Annotated in this window: 16 protein-coding genes; 5 read left to right on the top strand and 11 right to left on the bottom strand. The window is 73.4% G+C overall.

Features of this window, described 5'->3' with window-relative positions:
* Positions 1-146 precede the first annotated feature (146 nt).
* The 3 genes from ACZ597_RS32825 to ACZ597_RS32815 form a co-directional block, all read right to left on the bottom strand.
* The gene (locus tag ACZ597_RS32825) at positions 147-1,586 is read right to left on the bottom strand and encodes an MFS transporter (RefSeq protein WP_471338500.1); all 1,440 of its coding nucleotides are present in this window, start codon (positions 1,584-1,586) and stop codon (positions 147-149) included.
* Positions 1,587-1,621: 35 nt separating this feature from the next.
* Positions 1,622-3,166, bottom strand: a complete 1,545-nt coding sequence (locus ACZ597_RS32820) for an FAD-binding oxidoreductase (RefSeq protein ID WP_471338498.1) — start codon at positions 3,164-3,166, stop codon at positions 1,622-1,624.
* Positions 3,167-3,317: 151 nt separating this feature from the next.
* Entirely contained in the window at positions 3,318-3,827 is a 510-nt protein-coding gene (locus ACZ597_RS32815; protein WP_471338496.1) for a winged helix-turn-helix domain-containing protein, read from the bottom strand.
* Between the two features lie 285 nt (positions 3,828-4,112).
* Between ACZ597_RS32815 and ACZ597_RS32810 the strand changes: the two genes are divergently transcribed.
* Entirely contained in the window at positions 4,113-4,829 is a 717-nt protein-coding gene (locus ACZ597_RS32810) for a thioesterase II family protein (protein ID WP_471338494.1), read from the top strand.
* 7 nt (positions 4,830-4,836) lie between these two features.
* Here the strand turns inward: ACZ597_RS32810 and ACZ597_RS32805 are convergent, their stop codons facing one another.
* From ACZ597_RS32805 to gdhA, 3 genes are all read right to left on the bottom strand, one after another.
* Positions 4,837-5,748, bottom strand: coding sequence for an SDR family oxidoreductase (locus tag ACZ597_RS32805; RefSeq protein ID WP_471338492.1), 912 nt, complete (start codon positions 5,746-5,748; stop codon positions 4,837-4,839).
* On the bottom strand, positions 5,745-6,323 hold the full coding sequence (locus ACZ597_RS32800) for a TetR/AcrR family transcriptional regulator (RefSeq protein ID WP_471338490.1): 579 nt from the start codon (positions 6,321-6,323) through the stop codon (positions 5,745-5,747). Before ACZ597_RS32800 ends, ACZ597_RS32805 begins: the two co-directional genes overlap by 4 nt.
* A 110-nt stretch (positions 6,324-6,433) precedes the next feature.
* Entirely contained in the window at positions 6,434-7,783 is a 1,350-nt protein-coding gene (gene gdhA, locus ACZ597_RS32795; RefSeq protein ID WP_471338488.1) for an NADP-specific glutamate dehydrogenase, read from the bottom strand.
* A 262-nt stretch (positions 7,784-8,045) separates the two neighbouring features.
* On the opposite strand from gdhA, the gene ACZ597_RS32790 reads away from it, so the two are divergent.
* Positions 8,046-8,543 carry an anthrone oxygenase family protein gene (locus tag ACZ597_RS32790; RefSeq protein ID WP_471338486.1) on the top strand — a complete coding sequence of 166 codons (498 nt, stop codon included), beginning with the start codon at positions 8,046-8,048 and terminating at the stop codon, positions 8,541-8,543.
* Positions 8,544-8,576: 33 nt separating this feature from the next.
* On the opposite strand, the gene ACZ597_RS32785 is transcribed toward ACZ597_RS32790, so the two are convergent.
* On the bottom strand, positions 8,577-9,140 hold the full coding sequence (locus ACZ597_RS32785) for an anthrone oxygenase family protein (protein WP_471338484.1): 564 nt from the start codon (positions 9,138-9,140) through the stop codon (positions 8,577-8,579).
* A gap of 163 nt (positions 9,141-9,303) precedes the next feature.
* Positions 9,304-10,695, bottom strand: a complete 1,392-nt coding sequence (gene lpdA, locus ACZ597_RS32780) for a dihydrolipoyl dehydrogenase (RefSeq protein ID WP_471338481.1) — start codon at positions 10,693-10,695, stop codon at positions 9,304-9,306.
* Between the two features lie 204 nt (positions 10,696-10,899).
* On the opposite strand from lpdA, the gene ACZ597_RS32775 reads away from it, so the two are divergent.
* Together ACZ597_RS32775 and ACZ597_RS32770 are read left to right on the top strand one after the other, a co-directional pair.
* Positions 10,900-15,030 carry a type I polyketide synthase gene (locus ACZ597_RS32775; RefSeq protein ID WP_471338479.1) on the top strand — a complete coding sequence of 1,377 codons (4,131 nt, stop codon included), beginning with the start codon at positions 10,900-10,902 and terminating at the stop codon, positions 15,028-15,030.
* Positions 15,030-15,881, top strand: a complete 852-nt coding sequence (locus tag ACZ597_RS32770; RefSeq protein ID WP_471338477.1) for a metallophosphoesterase family protein — start codon at positions 15,030-15,032, stop codon at positions 15,879-15,881. Before ACZ597_RS32775 ends, ACZ597_RS32770 begins: the two co-directional genes overlap by 1 nt.
* Positions 15,882-15,896: 15 nt before the next feature.
* On the opposite strand, the gene ACZ597_RS32765 is transcribed toward ACZ597_RS32770, so the two are convergent.
* On the bottom strand, positions 15,897-16,562 hold the full coding sequence (locus tag ACZ597_RS32765) for a DUF4097 family beta strand repeat-containing protein (RefSeq protein ID WP_471338475.1): 666 nt from the start codon (positions 16,560-16,562) through the stop codon (positions 15,897-15,899).
* 194 nt (positions 16,563-16,756) lie between these two features.
* Entirely contained in the window at positions 16,757-17,470 is a 714-nt protein-coding gene (locus ACZ597_RS32760; RefSeq protein ID WP_471338473.1) for a GbsR/MarR family transcriptional regulator, read from the bottom strand.
* Between the two features lie 217 nt (positions 17,471-17,687).
* On the opposite strand from ACZ597_RS32760, the gene ACZ597_RS32755 reads away from it, so the two are divergent.
* Positions 17,688-18,671 carry a hypothetical protein gene (locus ACZ597_RS32755; protein ID WP_471338471.1) on the top strand — a complete coding sequence of 328 codons (984 nt, stop codon included), beginning with the start codon at positions 17,688-17,690 and terminating at the stop codon, positions 18,669-18,671.
* 96 nt (positions 18,672-18,767) lie between these two features.
* On the opposite strand, the gene ACZ597_RS32750 is transcribed toward ACZ597_RS32755, so the two are convergent.
* Positions 18,768-18,968: a DUF5302 domain-containing protein gene (locus tag ACZ597_RS32750; protein WP_471338468.1), complete on the bottom strand. Its 201-nt coding sequence runs from the start codon at positions 18,966-18,968 to the stop codon at positions 18,768-18,770.
* Positions 18,969-19,042: the final 74 nt, after the last annotated feature.

Here is a 19,042-nt window from a genome sequence, read left to right as displayed (position 1 = left end):
GGGCCTCAGGGAAGGAAAGGAGGAACCACCTGCCCCGGTTTGGGGGAGACAGATGCGGCCGACGGGACACGGCCGCGGGCCCCCCGGCCGGGGGTTCCCCGCCCGGCCGCTCCCGCGCACGCGCTCCCCTCGGAGTGCCCGGGGGCTCAGACCGCCTGGCCCTGCTCGGCCGTCGGCTCCGGCTGGGGCTCGTCCTTCTTCTTCGGCAGGGCCAGCAGGCACACGACCATCAGGGCCGGGATGGCCAGCGACCACAGGAACCCGGCCCGGAACCCCTCGGTCAGGGCCTCGGGGGTGGCGCCTCCGGAGGACGCGGCGACCGAGGCCGTCACGCCGCTCAGGATGGCGAGGAAGATCGCCGCACCGATCTGCTGCGAGGTGCCGAGCAGGCCCGAGGCCAGCCCCTGCTCCTCGTCCGGTACGCCGGTGGTGCAGAGGATCATCGACGGGGCGAAGCTCAGCGCCGCGCCGACGCCGCCGATGGCCAGACCGGGGAAGACCTGTACCCAGTACGAGCCGTCGACCGTCACGAAGCTGAGCAGCAGCGAGCCGACCGCGAACAGGGCGGCCGAGGCCAGCAGCAGGGTGCGGACTCCGAACTTCTCCACGAGCGGGCCCATGCGCATCGAGACGCCCAGGATCAGCAGGGTGACGGGGGCGAAGCCGAGGCCCGCCATCATCGGGCTGAGGCCGACGACCTGCTGCATGTAGAGCGTGCCGAGGAACACCGAGACCGTCGCGCCGCCCGCGGTCAGCATGCAGATCATGTTGCCGTAGCGGACGTTGGGGTTGCGGAAGAGCGACAGGCGCAGGACGGGGTTGTCGACCCGCCCCTCGTGGACCACGAAGACCGCCAGCAGGACGACGCCGAGCACACCGCTGATCAGCACGGGGAGGCCGACGCCGCGCTCCGCGGCCTGCGACACGGCCGTCACGAGCAGCACGACGCCGGCGGTGAGCAGACCGGCGCCCGCCATGTCGATGCGGCCCGTGTTGCGCGACTCGTCCTTGCGGACCAGTCGTGCCACGGCCACGATCACGATCAGGCCGAGCGGGACGTTGATGAGGAACAGCGACCGCCAGCCCGCGAGGTCCGCGAGCACGCCGCCCAGCAGCTGGCCGGCGATGGCGCCGCCGGAGGAGACCGCTCCCCACAGGCCGAGCGCCTTGTTGCGCTGCTCGCCCTCGCCGAAGCTCGTGGTCACCAGCGACAGGGCCGCCGGCGAGACCAGCGCGGCGCCGAACCCCTGCACCGCGCGGGCGATGAACAGCGTCAGCTCGTCGGGGGCGATCCCGCACAGCAGCGAGGCGACCGTGAAGAGCGCGAGGCCGCCGAGGAGGATCCGCTTGGGTCCGAACAGGTCCGCCGCACGGCCGGACGCCACGAGGAAACCACCGAAGGCGAGGCCGTACGCGGTGCTGACCCACTGGATGTTGGCCGCTGAGATGTCCAGCTGCGACTGCATGGACGGGACGGCGACCGCGACCACGGCGACGTCCAGGATCAGCATGAACTGGGCCAGACACAGCAGCGTGAGAAGTGTCTTCCCCGCCTTGGCGCCTACGGCGCCCTGCTCGGTGACCATGTGCATTACCTCTCAGTTGGGGGATTGCTCAGGGATCAGGCGATGCCCTGGGCGAACGAGAAGAACTGGTGCCGGTCGTACTTGCGCTTGACCTCGACCAGCCGCCCGTAGTTCTCGCCGTAGTAGGCCGACTTCCAGTCGGTCAGGGAGGGGTCGATGAAGTTCTGGTAGCTCTCGTGGTTGGAGTACGGGTCGATGGCCCGGAACCCGCCCTCGGCCCAGGCCTCCCCCGCCGCCTGGTCCTGTGCCGTGTACTTCGGGTCGTTGAGGCCCAGCGAGTACCCGGCGTAGAACTCCGTGTCGCGGTGCACGAAGGCCGTGTCGGTCCGGCGCGGCTCCTTGGCCGCGCCGCCCAGCGCGAAGAAGCTGAGGAAGCGGAACTGGCCCGCGAGCGGGTTGGCGACGAACGCCTCCAGCGCCTTCTCGATCCCGGCGTCCGGGATGGCCGCGGAGAACAGCCTGCTGCGGTCGATCGCGTAGTTCGTACGCGGGACCGCCGCCTCCGGCGAGTAGCCGACGGTGTGGCACTGCTCCGGCGTCAGGTCCGCGCACCCGTAGTAGGACATCATCGCCTTCTGGTACGGCTGCTCCTCGACCGTGCGCGTGGTGGGAGCACTGCCGACGTCGGCCACGAGGGCGTCGAGCACGGCGGTGAACTTGTCGGCGGGGCCGAGCCAGCCGCCGTAGACGAGCAGGTCGGGGCGGCCGGTGCCGGCGTCCAGCCACTGCACGCCGAGCCCGGTGCCGAGGTCGCGCGAGCCGCCGATGACCCAGCGCTGCCACGCGGCGATGAGCTTCTGGGCGGTCTCCCAGGGCCAGGTGAGGTTGAAGTTGACGATCGAGGGAACGTGGGTGGGCCGGACCTCGAAGCTGGTGACGACGCCGAAGTTGCCGCCGCCGCCACCGCGCAGCGCCCAGAACAGGTCGCAGTTCTCGGTGGCGGAGGCGGTGACGCGGCGGCCGTCGGCGAGCACGACCCTGGCCGATACGAGCCGGTCGGCCGCCATGCCGAACTTGCGGGTCTGCCAGCCCATGCCGCCGCCCTGGACGAAGCCGCCGGGGCAGACCCCCGGGCACAGCCCGCTCGCGACCGAGACGCCGCGCGGCGCCAGCTGGGTGAGCGCGTCGACCTGCTGGATGCCGGGGCCCATCACGACCGTGTTCGACGTCAGACGGACCGAGTTGAGCCGGGAGACGTCGAGCACCAGGCCCTCCGTCGTGGAGTAGCCGCCGAAGCTGTGGCCGCCGCTGCGCGGCACCAGGCGCAGGCCGTTGTTCTGGGCGAAGGCGAGCGTCGTCTGTACGTCCTGCTCGCTCTGGCAGTACGCGACGGCCTGGGGGCGGATCGTGTCGAACTGGCCGATGGCCAGCTTGCTGGCCTGCTCGTAGCGGGCGTCGGTGGGAAGGACGAGGGTGCCGGAGAGGCGGCCGCTCAGCTTCGTCCAGTCGACACCCGTGCTGCCGCGGGCGGCGGAGCCGCTCGACACCGCGGCCGACGCCGCGCCGGCGACCATCGTGCCGCCGATCGCACCGGCAGCGGCACCGGCTCCGATCCGTATGGCCGTACGACGATTGAACATGGTTCTCCCCCTGGTGGATTCATCGCGTGAACGGGCGCGGAGCGGTGCTTTCCGCACGCGCATCGGCAGCGATTGTGGGGGCGGGATGATCTTCCGCCAGGGAACCTGTCGGAATGCTGACAGCTCAGCGATCGTTTCCCGCCCGCGGCGGTTATGAGCTCGCGTCGGCCGACTCCAGGACGTATCCGCGGCCCCAGACGGTGCGCAGTCCGAGCCCGAGCGGCTTGACCCGGCGGCGGATGCGCATGACGTGGAGGTCCAGGGCGTTCCGGCTCGGAGGGGAGGTGCGTGACAGTACCTGTAGGAGCGTCTCCCGGGACACGACCTGAGAAAACGAATCTGCAAGCCGGCTCACCAGGTCCGTCTCGGTGGGCGAGAGCACGGCGGACATCCTCCGGAACCGGAGGACCCCGTTGGGGTCCACCACCGGCAGGTGGTCGGAGCTTCCCTTGACGCGGAGGGAGTCGATCCGGGCACGAAGATCGCTCTTGCTAATGGGAGTGCGCACCCAGTCCTCACGGATGTCCGTGCACACGGGCGCCTCCGCCCCCGCCTCCAGGACCAGCAGCCGCATGACTCCCTGGTCCCGACAGGTCTCCCGGCGCGCCGACTCAACGGGCCACCGGATCAGCTCCACTTTGGTCTCCAGCGTGTCCAGCACAGCTGCAAGTCCTCCCTCTGCGGTCGTGAGATGTCATCCCGAACGGCCTTCCTTCGGGACAGTAACCAGGGAAGAGTCGGGTGCGAACGGACGGTCCAACGCCCCTCAAGCGCCCTTCCGCCAGAAACTAGAGGCTTGCTGGGGAGCCTCCGGATCGGACCGGGAGCGCGCGTTAGCGTGACTTTTTCGCCGGGTTTCGGCCCCGCCGTGTCAGGGAGTGCCATGACCGTCGCCACAACTCGCCCTCCTGTCGGAAAACCGTCTGCCGCCGCTGACCGTTTGCGGTTGTTCGTTTTCCACCACGCGGGCGGTTCCCACCTCCTCTACCGGGAATGGCCCGCCCTCTTCCCGGCCGACTGGGACGTACGGCTGCTGGACGCGCCCGGCCACGGGCGGCTGATGGCCGAGCCCGCGCATGTCGACGCCGCGGCCCTGGCGGACCACTTCCTGGACCTGCTCCGCCCCGAACTCGACGTTCCGTACGCCTTGTTCGGGCACAGCATGGGCGGCCTGATCGCGTACGAGCTGGCCTCGCGGATGAGCGCGGCGGAGTACGCGCCGCCCGTATGGCTGGGGATGTCCGGCCGCGGTGCGCCGCGGTCCGGTGGCCGGGGCGTCCTGCACCCCTCGATGGCGGACGCCGATCTGCGCCGAGAGCTCGCCGCCATGGGCGCGACCCCCGCGGCCGTCCTCGACGATCCCCGGCTGTGGCAGATGTTCGAGCCCGTGATCCGTGCCGATCTGCGGCTGGTGGACAGCTGGCGGCCCGATCCCGCCGCGGCGCCCCGGACGGCCGTGTCCGTCTTCGGCGGACTGCAGGACACGGGCGTGCCGCGCGAACACCTGGCCGCCTGGGCCGACCGTACCGAGCACTTCATGGGCCTGCGCATGTTCCAGGGCGGACACTTCTACTTCCAGCCCGACCCGCTGCCGCTGATCCGCCGGATCGTCGACGACGTCCGCACCGCGCGGCGGACGCCCCGCCCCGCGGCCCCCCGCTGAGGCACCGCTACAGGGGGTCGCCGAGCGGGCCGAGCCGCGGCTCCAGGACCTCGGCCCAGTAGGCGCCGAAGTCGGGCTGCGTACCGTCCGCATCGGTGAACCCGTAGTCCTTGTACAGGTCCCAGGTGGCCAGGGCGCGTCCCGTCCTCGCCATGACGTCGGGGTCGGCCGCCAGCGCGGCCACCGCCCGGCCCAGGTACGCGGGGGTCTCGGAGTGGGCGAAGTCGGGGTCTTTGGCCACGCCGTCGCGCCAGTTCGCCTCGGCGACGCCGAAGTGCTCCAGCAGGGCTTCCGAGCGCAGGAAGCCGGGTGTCAGCGCGACCGCCGCGACGCCGTGCTCCTTCAGCTCGGCCGCCTGGGCGAAGGCCATCCGGATCACCGTCGACTTCGCGAGGTCGTAGAAGAACGAACCGCGGTACCGGGCGGTGTTGCCGTCCGTGACCTCCACCACGAGCCCGCTCCCGCGCGCGACCATCAGGGGAAGGGCGAACCTGCTGGTGATGATGTGGGTGTCCACCGCCTGCCGCAGCAGCCGCAGGCCGGTGTCGACGTCCTGCTTCCACAGGGGGCTGTTCCAGTCGGTCAGCGGGTCCCCTCCCCAGACGCAGTTGACCAGGACGTCGAGCCTGCCGTCCTGCTCCGCCGCGATCCGGTCGACCAGCGCACGCACCTCTTCGGGCCGGCCGTGGTCGGTGCGCACGGCGATGCCGGTGCCGCCCGCCGCCGTGACGCGCTCGGCGGTCTCCTCGATCGTCTCGGGCCGGCCCAGTTCGGAGCGGCCGGCCGAGCTGCTGCGCCCGGTCACGTACACCGTCGCCCCCGCGGCCCCCAGCTCGACGGCGATGCCGCGTCCGCCGCCCCGCGTGCCTCCGGTGACCAGGGCCACCTTGCCGGTCAGCTTCCGGCTGTTGTCGGTCATGATTCCTCCGTGTACGGGGCGAGGGCGGCGGTGATCTGGCGGGTGAGCCGGTCGGCCAGGGTGCCCTGACGGTCGAGGGCCCAGGTCAGGCCCGCCCCCGCGACGACCGTCTGGACCGTGGCGGCCAGGGCGCCGACGTCGGTTCCCGCACGGAGCTCGCCCGCGGAGACGGCCTCCGCGAGCAGGGCCTCGTACGTCCGGCCCTGGGCGCGGTGGATGGCGAGGGCGTGCTCGTGGAGCTGGGGGTCCGTCAGATCGAGGCACAGGAACGCGAGGTGGTTGGCGTAGGCCTCGGGCGTGGTCATCAGGCCCATCGTGCCCACGGCCAGTTCCACCACCCCGGCGAGCCCGCCCTCCGAACCTTCGTACGGGGCCTCCGCGTCCTTGGCCGACTGCTGCGCGAGTGCCAGGAGGAGCCCGCGCTTGGAACCGAACCGCTGCACCAGCGTGCCGGGAACGACTCCGACGGCCCGGGCCACCGCCGCGAGCGTGAGACCCGCCGGCCCCACCTCCCCGATCACCTCCGCCGTCACGCGCAGGATCACCGCGTCGTCGATCCTCCGAGGGCGCCCCACCACCGTGCCTCCCAGTTAATAAATGCCTGTGCATTTATTAAAACAGGAGTGGGCCCCCACCACAAAACGCGAGGTCAGGGGTGGGGGCCGGGCGGAACTGGAAGGGCGGGTCAGATCACGCCCTGGACCAGCATCGCGTCCGCCACGCGTTCGAAGCCGGCGATGTTGGCGCCCGTGACGTAGTCGCCCGGGGCGTCGTAGGGGGCGGCCGTTTCGTACGCGACCTCGTGGATCGAGCTCATGATGGCGGCCAGTTCCGACTCGACCCGGTCCCGGGTCCAGGCCGTGCGGCCCGCGTTCTGGGCCATCTCCAGGGCGCTGACCGCGACGCCGCCCGCGTTGGCGGCCTTGCCCGGGCCGAAGGCGACGCCCGCCGCCTGGAAGAGGTGGACCGCCTCGGGGGTGCTGGGCATGTTGGCGCCCTCCGAGACCGCCTTGACGCCGTTCCCGATGAGGGCGCGCGCGTCCTCGGCGCCGAGTTCGTTCTGGGTCGCGGAGGGGAAGGCGACGTCGGCCGGGACCTCCCAGACGCGTCCGCCGGGCACGAAGCGGGCCGAGGAGCCGCGCCGGGCGGCGTACTCGCTGACGCGGCCCCGCTCGACCTCCTTGATCCGGCGCAGGAGGGCGAGGTCGATGCCCTTGTCGTCGACCACGTAGCCCTGCGAATCGGAGCAGGTGAGCGGGTTGGCGCCGAGCTGCTGGAGCTTCTCGATCGTGTACAGGGCCACGTTCCCGGAGCCGGAGACCACGGCCGTCAGGCCGTCGAGGGACTCGCCCCGGACCTTCAGCATCTCGGCTGCGAACAGGACGCTGCCGTAGCCGGTGGCCTCGGGGCGGATCGCGGAGCCGCCCCAGCCCTGCCCCTTGCCGGTCAGGACGCCGGCCTCCCAGCGGTTGGTGATGCGCCGGTACTGGCCGAACAGGTAGCCGATCTCGCGGCCGCCGACGCCGATGTCCCCGGCGGGGACGTCGGTGTGCTCGCCGATGTGGCGGTGGAGCTCGGTCATGAAGGACTGGCAGAAGCGCATGACCTCGGCGTCGGAGCGGCCGTGCGGGTCGAAGTCGCTGCCGCCCTTGCCGCCGCCGATGCCCAGGCCGGTCAGCGCGTTCTTGAAGATCTGCTCGAAGCCGAGGAACTTCACCACGCCGATGTCCACGGACGGGTGGAAGCGCAGCCCGCCCTTGTACGGGCCGAGCGCGCTGTTGAACTCCACCCGGTAGCCGCGGTTGACGTGGACGTGCCCGTGGTCGTCCGTCCACGGCACCCGGAAGATGATCTGCCGCTCCGGTTCCACGAGCCGCTCCACGAGCCCGGCCTCGGCGTACTCGGGGCGTGCCGCGAACACGGGGGCCAGGGTGTCCAGCACCTCCCGTACGGCCTGGTGGAACTCGGGCTGGGCGGGGTTGCGGCGCTCGATGTCGGACCGCAGTGCGTCCAGCCTGTGCTTCGGGTCGGTCACGGTCTGATTCCTCTCCGGCGTCCTGGCGGGCGTGCGGGCCCAGCCGGAGGGTACCGCGCACCGGGGGTGCTCCCGGAATAGGCCATCCGGCCTGCACCGCGGGGGCGTTGGGCCTGTGCGATGGCACGGGAAGTGGCGCGTGTACGACCATAGGATCAACCGGGGACGGCGCGGATCAGGGGCGGAACGGCCGGGGATGGGCGAGAATCCGGCCAACGCGGTGCGGCAGCGCATGCGGCACCCACATACGCGGGGGGACCACGTGGAAACGGCACGGTTCGCGTCACTGATCGCTGCGACGATCACCATGGGCCTGGTCAGCGGCCTCTTCTACGGGTTCTCGGTGGCGGTGATGCCGGGGCTGCGCGCCTCGTCCGACCGGACGGTGATCGAGACGATGCAGCGGATCAACGTGGCCATCCTCAACGGCTGGTTCCTGCTCGGCTACATGGGCGCGCTGGTGTTCACCGGGCTGGCCCTGGGCCTGCACCTGCCGGGCGACGGGCACCACGCGCTGGTGCCGCTGGCCGGCGCGTTCGTCGCGTACGTCCTGGCGATGGCCGTCACCGCCCGGGTGAACATCCCGCTCAACAACGCCCTGGAGAAGGCGGGCCCGGTGGACCGGATCGCCGATCCGGCCGCCGTGCGCCGCGCGTTCGAGGGGCCCTGGGTCCGGGCGAACGTGTGGCGCGCCCTCCTGTGCACGGCGGCCTTCGGGCTGCTGGCCTGGGCGCTGGTCCTGCACGGCCGGCACGCGTAGGCGCCGGCCGGCAGTCCCGGCGGACGTGAGGGGTCAGCGGGCGGTCGCGCGGCCGTGCAGGAGGAGGGCGCGGGCGAGGGCGGTGAGGGCGGCGGTGCAGAGCAGGGTGCGCAGGACGTTCGTGGTGACCCAGGTGCCCTTGAACTGGTCCACCACCGAGAAGTCGGTCAGCTTCACCGCGTCTCCCAAGGCCGCGAGCTCGTTGTTCAGCGGGATGTTCACCGCGAAGGTGATCACCAGTACGACGAGGTAGGCGACGGCCGCCGCGGCCGCCCACGCGGCGGTACCGCGCCTGCCCTTGCGGTACTCGACGACGGCCGCGGCGGCGGTGGCGAGCAGCGCGAGGACGAAGGCGCTGCCGAAGAGGCCGTTGCCGTCGATGGCGGCGTTGAAGTTCTGCATGGCCGTGACGTAGGTGCGCAGGTCACCGGCGGCCAGGCCGGGCATCACCGAGACGTCGAAGGCGAAGAACAGGCCCGCCATCAGACCGATGAGGACGGTGGAGAGACCGAGGAGGAGGCCGGCCACCCTCTCGGTGCCCGTTCGGGATGTGCCGTGCGTGCCGCGTGCCAGGTTGGTGCCGTGTTCCGGGTTCATGGATACGTCCTCGCCTGATGGCCGGTTACCGGCGGGCCCACGCCCGCGGCGCAGTGATCGTGGCATCCGAGCCCGGTCCCGTACCAGCGATTTCGCCGAAATCCCGGGAAGGGCCGGGGAGTTCGCCCCGGCCCTTCCGAATGGCGGAATACCGACCGCGAGGTCAGCCGTGGACGTGCAGGGGCTTCCCGGCGAGGGCGAGGTGGGCCTCGCCCAGGGCCTCGGTCTGGGTCGGGTGGGCGTGGATGAGGCTCGCCACCTCCGACGGGAGGGCCTGCCAGTTGAAGATGAGCTGGGCCTCGCCGATCTGCTCGCTGACGCGCGCGCCGATCATGTGGATGCCGATGACGGGGCCGTCGACGACCTGGACGAGCTTGACGTCGCCCGCGGACTTCAGGATCTTGCTCTTGCCGGTGCTGCCGGCGTTGAACTTGCCGACGACGACCTTGTCCTCGCCGTAGACCTCCTTGGCCTTCGCCTCGCTGAGGCCGACGGAGGCGATCTCGGGCTCGCAGTAGGTGACCCGCGCGACGCCGTCGTAGTCGATCGGGGTCACGGGCAGGCCCGCGATCCGCTCGGCGACGAGGATGCCCTCGGCGAAGCCGACGTGGGCCAGCTGGAGGGTCGGGATCAGGTCGCCGACGGCCGAGACGGTCGGCAGGTTGGTGCGCAGCAGCTCGTCGACGACGACGTGGCCGCGCTCCAGGGCGATGCCCGCCTCCTCGTAGCCGAGGCCGGCGGAGACCGGGCCGCGGCCGACGGCGACGAGCAGCAGCTCGGCCTCGATCTGCTTGCCGTTCTCCAGGGAGACCCGTACGCCGCTCTCGGTGTACTCGACTCCGGAGAAGCGGGAACCCAGCTCGAACTTGATCTTCCGCTTGCGGAAGGCGCGCTCCAGGGACTTGGAGACGTCCACGTCCTCGGCGGGCACCAGGTGCGGCAGGCCCTCGACGACGGTGACGTCCACGCCGAAGGACTTCCAGGCGGAGGCGAACTCGACGCCGATGACGCCGCCGCCGAGCACGACCGCCGACTCGGGGATCCGGTCGAGGAACAGCGCGTGGTCGGAGGAGACGACCCGGTTGCCGTCGATGGCCAGGCCGGGCAGCGAACGCGGCTGGGAGCCGGTGGCGAGGACGACGTGGCGGCCCTTGTAGCGGACGCCGCCGGCCTCGACCTCGGTCGGGGAGACGAGGCGGCCCTCGCCCTCCACCAGGGTGAGGTTCCTGCGCGACTTCAGCATGCCCTGCAGGCCCTTGTAGAGGCCGGCGATCACGCCGTCCTTGTACTCGTGCACCCCGGCTATGTCCACGCCCCCGAAGGTGGCCTTCACTCCGTAGGACTCGCTGCGGCGCAGTTCGTCGGCGACCTCGCCCGCGTGCAGCAGCGCCTTGGTCGGGATGCAGCCGTTGTGCAGGCAGGTGCCGCCCAGCTTGCCCTTCTCGATCAGGACGACGTCCAGGCCGAGCTGGGTCGCGCGCAGGGCGCAGGAGTAGCCCCCGCTGCCACCACCGAGGATGACCACGTCGTACACACCGTCGGCGGAATTCTCCATTGCAGATGACCTTTCGTCTTCCGTGGCGTTACCAGCCCTCCCGGCATGCTCTCATTTGCCGTTCGGGTGAACGGTTTTGGGGCCGCCGGGGACCCGTCCCGGCGGTCGGGCGGCCGGATTCAGCCGTTCTTGAGCCCGCCTCCAGCCACTGTGCGCACCATCTCCCCCGCATCACCTCGCGTCAGGACGGATGGGTGAGAAGAAATGCCTGAAGACGCTCGTGGTCCGCTCCCGGACGTCACCGTGCCCCCGGACGACCGGATCGCGGTCCTCGGCCTGTCCTGCCGCCTCCCGAAGGCCCCGGACCCCGACGCCCCGTGGCGGCCGCGGGACGACACCGCCGACGACTTCGACCCGGCCTTCTTCGGGGTCTCCCCGCGCGAGGCCGCGTCGATGGGCCCGCGCCGGCGGCTGATGCTGGAGCTGTGCTGGGAGGCCCTCGAACACGCGGGGATCGTGCCCGGGTCGCTGCGCGGCGAGCGCGTCGGCGTGTTCGTGGGCGCCGTGCGGGACGGGCACACCGCGCCGTCGTACCAGCGCGGCCCGGAGACCATCGGCCACCGCACCGGCGGCCTGCTGGGGCTGCGCGGTCCGAGCACGACCGTGTACACCGGCCGTTCCTCCTCGCTCGTGGCCGTGCACCTGGCGTGCGAGAGCCTGCGCGGCGGCGAGTGCGACGTCGCCCTGGTCGGCGGGCTCGGTCCCGAACCGGTCCCGGGCGCGTCCGTCGCGGCGGCCGGCCCCGGCGGGCCGGGCGCCGGGGCCCGCGCCCGCGGCTCCGTACGCTGCGAGGGCGGCGGCGTCCTCGTCCTCAAACCCCTCGCCCGGGCCCTGGCCGACGGCGACCGGGTGCTCGGCGTCATCGCGGGCAGCGGCGTCGACGAGGGCGGCGGTACGGGGCCGGCCGCGCCCGACGGCGACGGCCGGCCGGGCGGGGAGGACGTGCTGCGCCGGGTCTGCGAGCGGGCCGGCGTCGGCCCGCGCGAGGTCCGGTACGTCGAACCGCACGGCGCGGTGGGCATCACGGACCTGATCGGGGCGCTGCCGGGCGCGGGCCGGGACCGCCGCGCGCCGGCGCCGGGCGGGCGCGCCGGGGCGTCCGGCCGGCGGCCCGTCGTGGGCGTCAGCTCCTGCGGTACGGGCGGCCCGGACTGCCACGTCGTCCTGGAGGAGGCACCGCGTACGGCCCCGGCCGCCGGCACCGGGGCCGACGGGGCGGACTACGGGACCGCGCACCCGCTGCCGTACACCGTCTCCGGCACCACCCCGGAGGGCCTGCGCGCCCAGGCCCGGCGGCTGCTGGCCTGGCTGGGCGAGCACGCCGACGCGCGGCCGGGGGCGCTGGGCCGGGCGCTCGCCACCACGCGTACGGCCTTCGCGCACCGGGCGGTGGTCGTCGCCGCGGACCGGGAGGAGCTGGTGCGCGGACTGGAGGCCCTCGCCCGGGACCGGCGGGCCGCGGGGCTGGTGCGCGGGACCGCGGCGCGGCCGCGGGACCTGGCCGTCCTGTTCACCGGCGAGGACGGCCTGCGGCCGGGGACGGGCCGCGGGCTGTACGAGGCCTTCCCCGTGTTCGCCGCCGCCCTCGACGAGGTGTGCGCCGAACTCGGCGGCGGGGTCCGGGAGGCCGTCTTCGGCGACGACGACGCCGCTGCCGGTGCCCTGAGCCGCACCGGGACCGCGCAGGCCGCCCTGTTCGCCGTCGAGGTCGCGCTCTACCGGCTCGTCGAGTCGTGGGGGGTCGTGCCCGAGTTCGTCGGCGGGCACTCGGCCGGCGAGATCGCCGCCGCCCACGTGTCCGGGGTGCTGTCCCTCCAGGACGCGGCCGTGCTCGTCACCGCGCGCGGACGGCTGATGGAGGCCCTGCCCGAGGCCGGGCTCATGGTCGCCGTCCGGACGGGCGCGGAGGAGGTCGCCCCGCTGCTGGTGCCTGGCACGGCGCTCGCCGCCGTCAACGGGCCCCGGGAGGTCGTCGTCTCCGGTGCCCGCGAAGCCGTCCGGGCCGTCGTGGGACGGCTGGCCGAGCAGGACGTCAAGTCCAGGACGCTGCGGTCGGGGCACGCCTTCCACTCGCCGCTGATGGACCCGATGCTGGAGGAGTTCCGGCGGGCCATCGCGGACCTGGACTTCCGGCGGCCCCGGATCGCCTTCGTCTCCGCGCTCACCGGCGGCATCGTCACCGATGAGGTCGCGCACCCGGACTACTGGGTCGGCCACGTCCGAGAGACCGTCCGGTTCCAGGACGCCGTCCGCACCCTGGAGTCCGAAGGCGCCACCGCCGTACTGGAGTTGGGCCCCGGCGGCGCCCTCGCGGGCATGGCCCGGCCCTGCCTCGCCGACGGGGGCGCCACCGTCGTCGTGCCCGCCCTGTGCCGCCGGGGCGACGAGGTCCGGGCGCTGCTCACGGCGACCGCGACCCTGTACGCGCACGGCGTCCTCGGCCGGCTGCCGCTGGGGATCCCCGCCGGGGCGCCGCTGTACGGCCTGCCCGCGTACCCCTTCCGGCGCGAGGACCGCCGGCCGGGCCAGGGCCCCGCCGCCCGGGCGGGGCGGTACCCGGCCGGCGGGTCCGTGCGGGCGCGGCCGGCTGACCGGCCCGGACCGGCCGGGGCCGACACCCCCGGGACGGCGGGCCCGGCCGCGACGGGGATGACCGCGACCGGGCATCCGCTGGCCGCGTGGCGGCTGGACCTCCCGGAGGCGGGGGCCGTCCTGTTCACCGGCACGGTCTCGGCGCGCAGCCACCCGGAGTTCGCCGCGTCCGGCCGCGTGCCGGCGCAGGCGCTGGTGGAGGCGGCGCTCGCGGTGGGCGGCGCGGTCGGCGCGCCGGAGGTCGAGGAGGCCGCCGCGGAGGCGGCGCTGACGCTGCCCGCACGGGGCGGGGTGCTGCTCCAGCTGCTGGCGCAGGCCCCCGACGCAGCCGGCCGGCGGCGGCTGACGGTGGTCTCGCGGGCCGGGGCCGCCGACCCGGAGGAGCCGTGGGTGCGGCACCTGACGGCCGTTCTGGCCCCGGGCCGGGCCCCGTCCTTCACCCTGGCGCAGTGGCCGCCGGCCGAGGCGGAGCCGCTGGAGGGGGCCGGGGAGCACCCCGCGGTGGAGCGGGCCTGGCGGCGGGGCGAGGAGTTCCTCGCGGAGGTCCTGCTGCCGGCCGCGCTGCACGGGCAGCCGTACGCCCTGCACCCCGCGCTGCTGGAGGCGGCGCTGCACCCCGTGCTGGCGTCGGCGCCGGAGCCGCTGTCGGCGCGGGTGTGGCGGGACACGGCCCTGTACGCGACCGGGGCGACCTCCCTGCGGGTGCGTGCCGTGCGCGGCGCGTCCGGGGTGGTGGCGCTGGAGCTGGCCGACGCGGAGGGCGGTCCGGTGGCCGCGGCGACCGTGACCCTGTCCGAGCTGCCGGGCGGGCCGGACGGCCGGCCCGTCACCCCGCTGGCGCTGGCGTGGGAGCGGGCGGCGGAGGCCGCCGAGCCCGTCCGGCGGCCGCGCCGGGCCGCCAGCCGGCGGGCCGACGAGGGGGCTCCGCCGGGTGGGCCGGGCGGGGGCACCTTCGCGGGGCTGCTGCGCGGGGCGCACGCGCAGGGCCGTACCGCCGAGGGCGTGGCGCTGCTGATGGCGGCGGCCGAGCTGCTGCCCGGCTACGACTCCCGGTCGGGGGTGGCGCGCTGGCCGGCTGCGGTGCGGCTGGCGGCCGGGCGGGAGGGGGCGGCGGGGCTGTTCGCGTTCCCCTCGCTGGGCGCGGCGTCCGGCCCGGACGAGTTCCTCGCGCTGGCGGCGGCCCTGGACGGGCGGCGGGGCCTGACGGTGCTGGCGCACCCGGGTTTCGCCGGCGACGGGGTGCTGCCGCGCAGCCGGCAGGCGCTGGTGCGGGCCCAGGCGGAGGCGGTGGCCGAGGCGGCGGGCGCCGCGCGGCCCGTGCTGCTGGGGCACGCGTCCGGCGGGTGGATCGCGCACGCCGTGGCCCGGGAGCTGCTGGAGATCGGCCGTGAGGCGGCGGCGGTGGTGCTGCTCGACACGTACGCGCGGGGCGGGAACCGGCGCGGGCCGGCGGTGCTGACGGAACACCTGCTGGGTACGGACGGCCCGCCCGGGGTGCCCGGTGACGCGGCGCTGCTCGCGATGGGCGGGCACCTGAGGGTGTTCGCCGACTGGACGCCGGAGCCGGCGTCGGCGCCCACGCTGCTGGTGCGCGCCTCGGCGTCCGCGGCCTCGGCCGCGGGCGGCTGGGAGTACGCGGACCACTTGGCCGAGGTGGCGGGCGACCACTTCTCGCTGCTGGGCGCGGACGCGGGGGCCGTCGCGGACACGGTGGACGGCTGGCTGCGGAAGGTGGCCGGCTGATGGCGGCGCCGGCGGGCCGGCTGATGGCCGTGTCCGACCTGCACGTGGTGCACGCGGAGAACCGCCGGCTGCTGGAGGAGGAGGTCGTGCCCGGGTCGCCCGGGGACTGGCTGCTGGTGGCGGGGGACGTCAGCGAGACAGCGTCCGAGATCGAGTGGGCGCTCGGGCTGCTGCGCGAGCGGTTCGCGCGGGTGGTGTGGACCCCCGGGAACCACGACCTGTGGACGCCGGCGGACGACCCGGTGCAGTTGCGCGGGGAGCCGCGCTACCGGTACCTGGTGGAGATGTGCCGGAGGCTCGGGGTGCTCACGCCGGAGGACCCGTACCCGGTGTGGGAGGGGCCCGGCGGGCCGGTGGTGGTGGCTCCGCTGTTCACGCACTACGACTACTCCTTCCGCGACCCGGAGCTGACGAAGGAGCAGTCCCTCGCCGCCGCCCACGCGTCGGGGGTGGTGTGCACGGACGAGTTCCTGCTGCACCCGGATCCGTACCCGGGCATGGACGGCTGGTGCCGGGCCAGGGTGGCGGCGACGGCGGCCCGCCTGGACGAGGTGGACCCGGCGCTGGGGACCGTGCTGGTCAACCACTACCCGCTGGTGCGGGAGCCCACCGACATCCTGCGCTACCCGCAGTTCGCGCAGTGGTGCGGGACGACGCTGACGGCGGACTGGCACCTGCGCTACCGGGCGGCGGCCGTGGTGTACGGGCACCTGCACATCCCGCGTACGACGTACCACGACGGGGTGCGCTTCGACGAGGTGTCGATCGGCTACCCGCGCGAGCGCAGGCGGCGGGGCCTGCCGCGCGGGGTGCTGCGGGACGTCCTGCGGCCCCGCGGGAGCGGGGCCTGAGGAGCAGGGCCGTGTTCAGGCGGTGAGGGCGGTGATGTTGCCGTAGGCGGTGGTGGCGTGGATGGTGAGGGCGGCGCCTTCGCCGGTGTTCTGGAGGGCGTTGCTGATGCGGCCGTAGGAGGTGCCGGCGTCCAGGGAAGCGCAGACGCCCCGGGCGGCGCCGACGCTGATGTCGCCGTGCTCGGTGCGCAGGGTGACGGTGCCGCCGGTGGCCTCGGCGACCGTCAGGTTCCCCTTCTGGGTGCGGATGTCCGACGAGCCCCCCAGCCGGCCGACCGCGATGTCACCCGCGGCCAGGGCCAGGCGGACACCCGCGGCCTCGTCGAGCTTGACCGTGCCGTGCGCGCTCTCCAGGGACACCTCGCCCAGCCGGCCGACACCGCGGAACTCGGCACTGGCCGTCCTCGCCTCCACACTGGAGCCGGCCGGCAGCTGCACCGTCACCTCCACCGCACCCGAAGCCCCGAACACCTGGCTCTTGCGCGGGGCGATGATCCGCAGGACACCGTCCCGGAACTCCACGGACGTCTCCTCGGCGGCCTTCACGTCACGGCTCTTGGAGGCGTTGGCCGGCAGGACCTCGACCGTGGTGTCGGCGCGGTCGGCGGCGATGAAGCGGATGTTCCCGGCCGGGACGTCCAGGACGGCGGCGATCGCGGCGGCGGTGGCGAACTTCTGCATGGCTTCTCTTCCTTCGGTCTCTGTCACTCGCTGTTTCCGACGACCTGAACGCTACGTCGCGTTCAACAACCCAGCAACACACCCGTTGCGAAGAACCACCATCACCGCAGGCCAGAGCCCTGCAATCGTTGCACCAAGCCTGAATTCAACGCAACGAACACCACCCTGACGTTGCAACAGACGAAAACTGAACGCTACGGGGCACTGCCCCGCCGCCACTCCTCCGCCGCCTGGACCATGGCCCGGCCGACGTGCTCGAAGAAGTCGCCGATGTCCTGCATGCGCGTGCCCGCGGGCGTGGACGTCCCGAGGGTCCGGGCGCTGCGGCGGGCGAAGTCGGCCAGCGTGGTGTTCTGCCGGGCGCTGGCCATCCAGCCGCGGAACCAGGCGTCGGCGTCGATGACGTAGCGGTCGCGCCGCCGTCCCGGGTCGCGTTCGCGCCTGATGAGTTCCTGCTGTTCGAGTTCCCCGACGGCCTTGGAGACGGACGCCGCGCTGACCTGGAGGCGCCGGGCGAGCTCGGTGGCGGTCAGGCTCCCGCCGTCGGTGACGTACAGGCAGGTCAGCACCCGGGCCGTCATGCGCGGCAGGCCGCTGCCGACCATCATCGCGGTGAACTGCTCCTCCAGTTCGCGCACGGCCTCGGGGTCGCGCCCGTGCGCGTCCTCCACACCCGGGGCGGCCGGGGCCTGGGCCGGGGCCTGCGCGCGCCGCCTGGCGCGCCCGGCGGTCGCCCGGTGCGCCGCGTCGGCCCGGTAGGCGCCCGCGCCACCGTTGCGGGCCACCTCCCGGGTGACGGTGGAGACGGGCCGGTCCAGCCGGGCGGCGATCTCCGAGTAGGTGTGGCCCGCCGCCAACCCCTGGGCGATCTCCCGCCGTTCCTCGTGCGTCAGCCGGCCTCCGGGCACGTGCCACCTCCGTCGTCATATCGGTCCGCGTCGGCCCCAGTATTGCTTTCGCAGGCAGCTCATTGCAAACAATCGACCTTGCGTTTGCATTTGCCTTCACCCCATTGCAAAATAACAGCACCCTGACCTGCCTCTTTGCAAATCGCTTCGACCAATTCATTGACGATTGACTGAAAGCTAATTAGCTTTCAGTCATCTGCGAAACAAGGAGCCCGCGATGACGTCCTTCCTCACCCCGCTGCGCACCTGGCACCGCCCCCTGGTGGTCTGCGGCGCGCTCATGCTCGGCCTGGTCCTCGTCTCCGGTGCGGGGCTCGCGGTCGACGGCCGGACGCTGCTGGACGAGCCGGTGTGGGTCAAGCCCCTCAAGTTCGGCTTCGCCTTCGCCCTCTACGCCGGCACGCTGGCGTGGCTGCTGACGAAGCTCCGCAGGGGCCGACGGGTCGGCCAGTGGTTCGGAACCGTCTTCGCGGTGGCCGCGACGGCGGAGGTCGGCGCCATCACCGTCCAGGCGGCACGCGGCACCTTCAGCCACTTCAACGCCGACCAGGGCGACCCGGTCACCCGCGCCCTGGTCCCCGTACTCACCTTCGGCGTGATGGTGATCGTCATCGCGCAACTGGTACTGGCGGTCGTCGTACTCCTCCAGCGCGGCGGCGGCGCCGCGCTGAACCGGGCCGTCCGCGCCGGGCTGGCGCTGGCCACCTTCGGAATGCTCGTGCCGGTCTTCTGGATGACGACGGAGATCCACGCCCGTACGGTGACCGACGCCAACGGCCGCGCCGTGCCGATGTACCAGGGCCACGGCATCGGCGACCCCGACGGCCACGGAATGCCGCTGACCGGCTGGAGCACGACCGGCGGCGACTTCCGGGTCCCGCACTTCTTCGCCCTGCACGGCATCCAGGTGCTCCTGCTGGTCGCCGCCGTACTGGCCGCCCTGGCCGCGAAGCACGTCTGGCTGCGCGACGAGAAGGTGCGCGCCCGCCTGGTCGGCAGCGCCGCCCTCGGCTACGGCGGGCTGGTCGCGGTGGTGACCTGGCAGGCCTGGCGCGGCCAGTCCCCGGCCCACCCGGACGCGGCGACCCTCCTCGCCCTCGCCGCGGTCCTGCTGCTCGGCGCGGCGACCGCCGCGGCGGTGGCGGTCACCGCGCGGCGGCGTGCGGCCGCCGCCGCCCCGGCCACCGCCCTCGCCGCCTGACGCCCTGTTCCCGGGCGGTGCGGGAACACGAAAAGGCTGCCGCGATCCGACGGGGGTTCGGATCGCGGCAGCCCGGTCTCGGTGCCAGGGGCCGGCTCAGCCGGCCTTGCGGCGGAAGGTCCGTCCCTGGCCGGTGGGTCCGCTGCCGCCCTTGAGCTTCAGGCCGCCCGCGTTGTGCGCCTGCTGCGAGCGGGTGGCGGGGGCCTTGCGCTCCAGGGCCTCGCGAAACCTGGCCTTGTCATCGGGCTCGACGGCCTCGACGGCCTCGTCGGCTTCGTTTTCCGGCGTATCGGACATGGGATACCTCCTGTTTTTTCCGGAGCGGGTTGATTGTGTCATCCGGGCAGGTTCGCGGCGACCATGTTTTCGAT

Source organism: Streptomyces sp. NPDC040718, assembly GCF_055593565.1.
This window is presented reverse-complemented; position numbering and strand designations above follow the sequence as displayed.